4 protein-coding genes are annotated in these 3567 nt (G+C 63.9%); 2 read left to right on the top strand and 2 right to left on the bottom strand.

The window, feature by feature from the left end; translation table 11 throughout:
* Both ACH2EH_RS17285 and ACH2EH_RS17280 read left to right on the top strand, forming a co-directional pair.
* Window positions 1-921, top strand: a 921-nt coding sequence (locus ACH2EH_RS17285; RefSeq protein WP_395143520.1) for a Gfo/Idh/MocA family protein, incomplete at its 5' end; no start/stop codon positions are given.
* A gap of 130 nt (window positions 922-1051) precedes the next feature.
* A complete protein-coding gene (locus tag ACH2EH_RS17280) occupies window positions 1052-2368 on the top strand; it encodes a CehA/McbA family metallohydrolase (protein WP_395143519.1) in 1317 nt (438 codons plus the stop codon).
* Here the strand turns inward: ACH2EH_RS17280 and rsmI are convergent.
* Both rsmI and ACH2EH_RS17270 read right to left on the bottom strand, forming a co-directional pair.
* On the bottom strand, window positions 2348-3193 hold the full coding sequence (gene rsmI, locus ACH2EH_RS17275; RefSeq protein ID WP_395143517.1) for a 16S rRNA (cytidine(1402)-2'-O)-methyltransferase: 846 nt from the start codon (window positions 3191-3193) through the stop codon (window positions 2348-2350). The two genes, ACH2EH_RS17280 and rsmI, sit on opposite strands and share 21 nt — an antisense overlap.
* Window positions 3194-3567: hypothetical protein (locus ACH2EH_RS17270; protein ID WP_395143515.1), on the bottom strand; the 374-nt coding region annotated here is incomplete at its 5' end.

The following is a 3567-nucleotide window of genomic DNA, read 5'->3' as shown; positions in this document are numbered from 1 at the left end:
GGCGCAAAGGTCTACACGGACTACAAAGAGCTGCTCAGCGTGGGCGGACTGGATGCCGTGCACATCTGCACCCCCAATAGCTCGCACCACGAGATCGCGATTGCGGCGCTGGAGTCCGGCCTGAACGTCATGTGCGAGAAGCCTATGGCCAAGACCGCCGACGGTGCGCGCGCCATGGTGGCAGCGGCCAAGAAGAGCGGCAAGCTGCTCACCATCGGCTACCAGTCCCGCTACCGCGCCGACAGCCAGGCCCTCAAGCAGCGCATTGACGCGGGCGAGCTGGGCGAGATTTATATGGCCAAGGCCCACGCGGTCCGTCGCCGCGCCGTCCCCACCTGGGGCGTGTTTTTAGACGAAGAGAAGCAGGGCGGCGGGCCACTGATTGATATCGGGACCCACGCGCTGGATCTCACGCTCTGGCTGATGGGCAACTACGAAGTGGCGTCTGTCACCGGCTCGGTCTTCCGCAAGCTGGCCGACCGACCGAACTCCGCCAATGCCTGGGGGCCGTGGGACCCTAAAGAGTACACCGTTGAAGATAGCGCCTTTGGCTTTATCAAGCTGAAGAACGGCTCCACCATCTACTTGGAGTCGAGCTGGGCGCTCAATGTCCGCGAGGGCGGCGAGGCCAAGTGTACGCTCTTTGGCACCGAGGCGGGTGCGGACATGAACGGCGGTCTCTGGATCAACGGGGAGCACCACTCGCGCCTCTACGACACCAAAGTGCAGACCGAGGCGGGCGGCGTCGCGTTCTACGACGGTGCATCGTCCAAGGCCGAGGATGTCGAGGCCCGTGTCTGGATTGAAGCCGTGCGCGGCAACGGCAAGCTGATTGTCACCCCCGAGCAAGCCTGCGTCGTGTCTGAGGTTCTGGAAGCCATCTACGCCTCCAGCAAGTCCGGCCAGACGGTGACGTTCTAATTTTCGCGCACGGACGATGAACGTCCGGCTATGGGGCGCTTCGCGCCGCGCCTTCGGCGGAATTTCCGAGCGAAGCGAGGCGGCCACAGGCCCCATAGCCGGACGTTTTACCGTCACGGTATCTTGTTTTATGGCTTCGTCTCTTCGCACCAAGCTCCGAATTGCCGCCACCGTGCTGGGCGCACGCGGGTTCTGGGACGCACTCGCCGGGCGCTTCTTGTGGCAACCCTTAACCCCTGCCCGGCCTGAACCCACCCGGCCTGAACCCACCCGGCCTCCGTTCGTTCCTCACTCTGGCCACCCTCCCTTGGCCAAGGGAGGGTCGGCGAGGAACGAGCCGGGGTGGGTTCAACCGGGGTGGGTTCAAAACGCAGCGTGGCTGCGCGGCGCCCTCCATGTTCACACCTGCACCTACTCCGACGGTGCGGGCACCATTGAAGCCGTGATGGCGGCGGCCAAAGCGGCGGGCGTGGACTTCGTGCTTCTCACCGATCACAACACGATGCGTCCCAAGGCCGATGGTTTAGAGGAGCACTACGCGGGGCAGACTCCGTTTCTGATTGTCGGCGACGAGATCACGGTCAAAGGCGGGGCGTTTCTGCTCGCACTGGACTTGCCGGGAGATTTCGAGTTTGCTCCTAGCCAGCCGCCGCAAGTTGCCATAGACGCAATTCTGGCCATGGGGGGGCTGCCGCTGGTCTCGTTGCCCGACGACATGAAGCACCCGTGGGATGCCTGGGACGCAAAAGGCTGCGAGGGATTGGAGGCGCTTAACCTCTCGACCGTGGCGCGTGAGCACATCAACCCGCTCTCGCTCGCGTGGCTTCTGCCGCTCTGGAGGCTCAAAGGCGAGCTCGCCGTACTTAAAGCCATTTGCACCCGCCCAGACGCGTCGCTGGCGAGCTGGGATCGCTTGCTCGCGCAGGGCAAGAAACAGATCGGGCTGGGCGCACTCGATGCCCACGCGCTCCTGAAGATCGGCAAGAAAAAGCACCCAATCCCGAGCTATGAGAACTCGTTTCGCGCCGTCACCACGCATGTTCTTGCCGAGACACGCACCCCCAAGGCCATTCACACAGCCATTCGCGCCGGGCACTGCTACTTCGCCTACGACTGCCTCGGGGAGATTGCGCTGGAGTTTACCGCAGCTTCCCCCGTTATCGGGGGCCAGGGGGAAACTCGCATGGGCGATGACGCGCTGATTGGTGCAATGCTGACGGCGATGGGGCCAGAGACGGCGCTTCTGCGGCTCTACCGGGCGGGGGAAGGCATTGTGGCGGCGGGCAAGGGCCGCCTGAGCTTTTGCGCCGATAAACCCGGTGCCTATCGGATCGAAGCCTACCAGGTGGGGGCACAGCGCGGGCCGCTCTTTCTCGGAGTGCGCCCCTGGGCCTTCACCAACCCGATCTACGTCCACCAACCCAATCTACGTCACCTGATCCCGTAGTTCCAGAACCCGCTGGTAGAGTGTGTTTTTGGCAAGCCCTGTGGCCGTGGCGACACTGCGAGCCGCGTCTTTGGGCGAGCTTCCTTCGGCGAGCGCCTGGAGCAGCAAGGCATCGGGGTTGGGCGCTTCTTCGGGCTGGGGTGGTGCGCCGCCCACCACGATCACGCACTCACCACGCGGGGGCGTCTCTTGAAAGTGCGCGATAATCTCGGCGAGCGAGCCGCGCACGTGCTCCTCGAATTTCTTGGTCAGCTCACGGCCCACGCTCGCCGGACGATCCTCGCCGCACGCCGCTGCCAGCGCCTTCAGGGTCTCAATCAGACGCGGCGGCGCTTCGAAAAGAATGGTCGTGCGCTCCTCACGGGCGAGCTGTTTGACACGCGCCCGAAAGTCCGGCTTGGTGCGGGGCAGAAACCCCTCGAAAACAAAACGCCCGGTAGGCAGCCCGGAGGCGATAAGGGCACAGAGCGGAGCGCTCGCCCCGGGAATCGGCTCGACACGCACCCCCGCAGACACCACCTCAGCCACTAAATCTGCGCCAGGGTCTGAGACACACGGCGTCCCCGCATCCGAGACCAGCGCCACCGACGCACCCGCCAGAAGTCGGCCCAGGAGAGCATCCTGCCGCCCCGCCGACGAGTGCGCATGGAAGGAGATCAGCGGCGTGTGGATGTCAAAGTGCGCCAGGAGCTTACGGGTAACCCGTGTGTCCTCGGCAGCAATCACATCCACTTCCCGCAAGAGGCGCAGCGCCCGCGCCGTGATGTCCTCCAGGTTGCCAATGGGTGTGGCGATTAGGTAGAGCACTCCGGCGCGAGGTGGCATCTATTTCTTGCCCGGAGCGTTTTTATCCGACGGGGCATTTTTGGCTGCGAGTGCCTGCTCCTGAGCCTGGAGCTGTTGCTGGCGCAGGGTGTAGGCCTGGTTCTTCTCCAGGGTCCGTCGCTCACCCGCCGTATCACCCGCCTGCTTGTAGAGCTGCCCCAACTGTCCCCAGATACCGGGCTCGGGGAGTGCGAGCTTTTCCGCCTCGGCGAGCTGCTTGATGGCTCCGGCCTTATCGCCCTTGGCAATCAGAAGCGTGGTGATACGAATGCGTGTCTCAACCTTGTCCCCATTGGACTGAATCGCATCTTCGAGAGCGGCAATTGCCTTCTCTGGTTGCTTGAGTTTCTCCAGAATCGCGGCCTTGCGCAAGG

Origin of the sequence: Armatimonas sp. (assembly GCF_043760365.1) — a bacterium.
Classification (GTDB): Bacteria; Armatimonadota; Armatimonadia; order Armatimonadales; family Armatimonadaceae; genus Armatimonas.
This window is presented reverse-complemented; position numbering and strand designations above follow the sequence as displayed.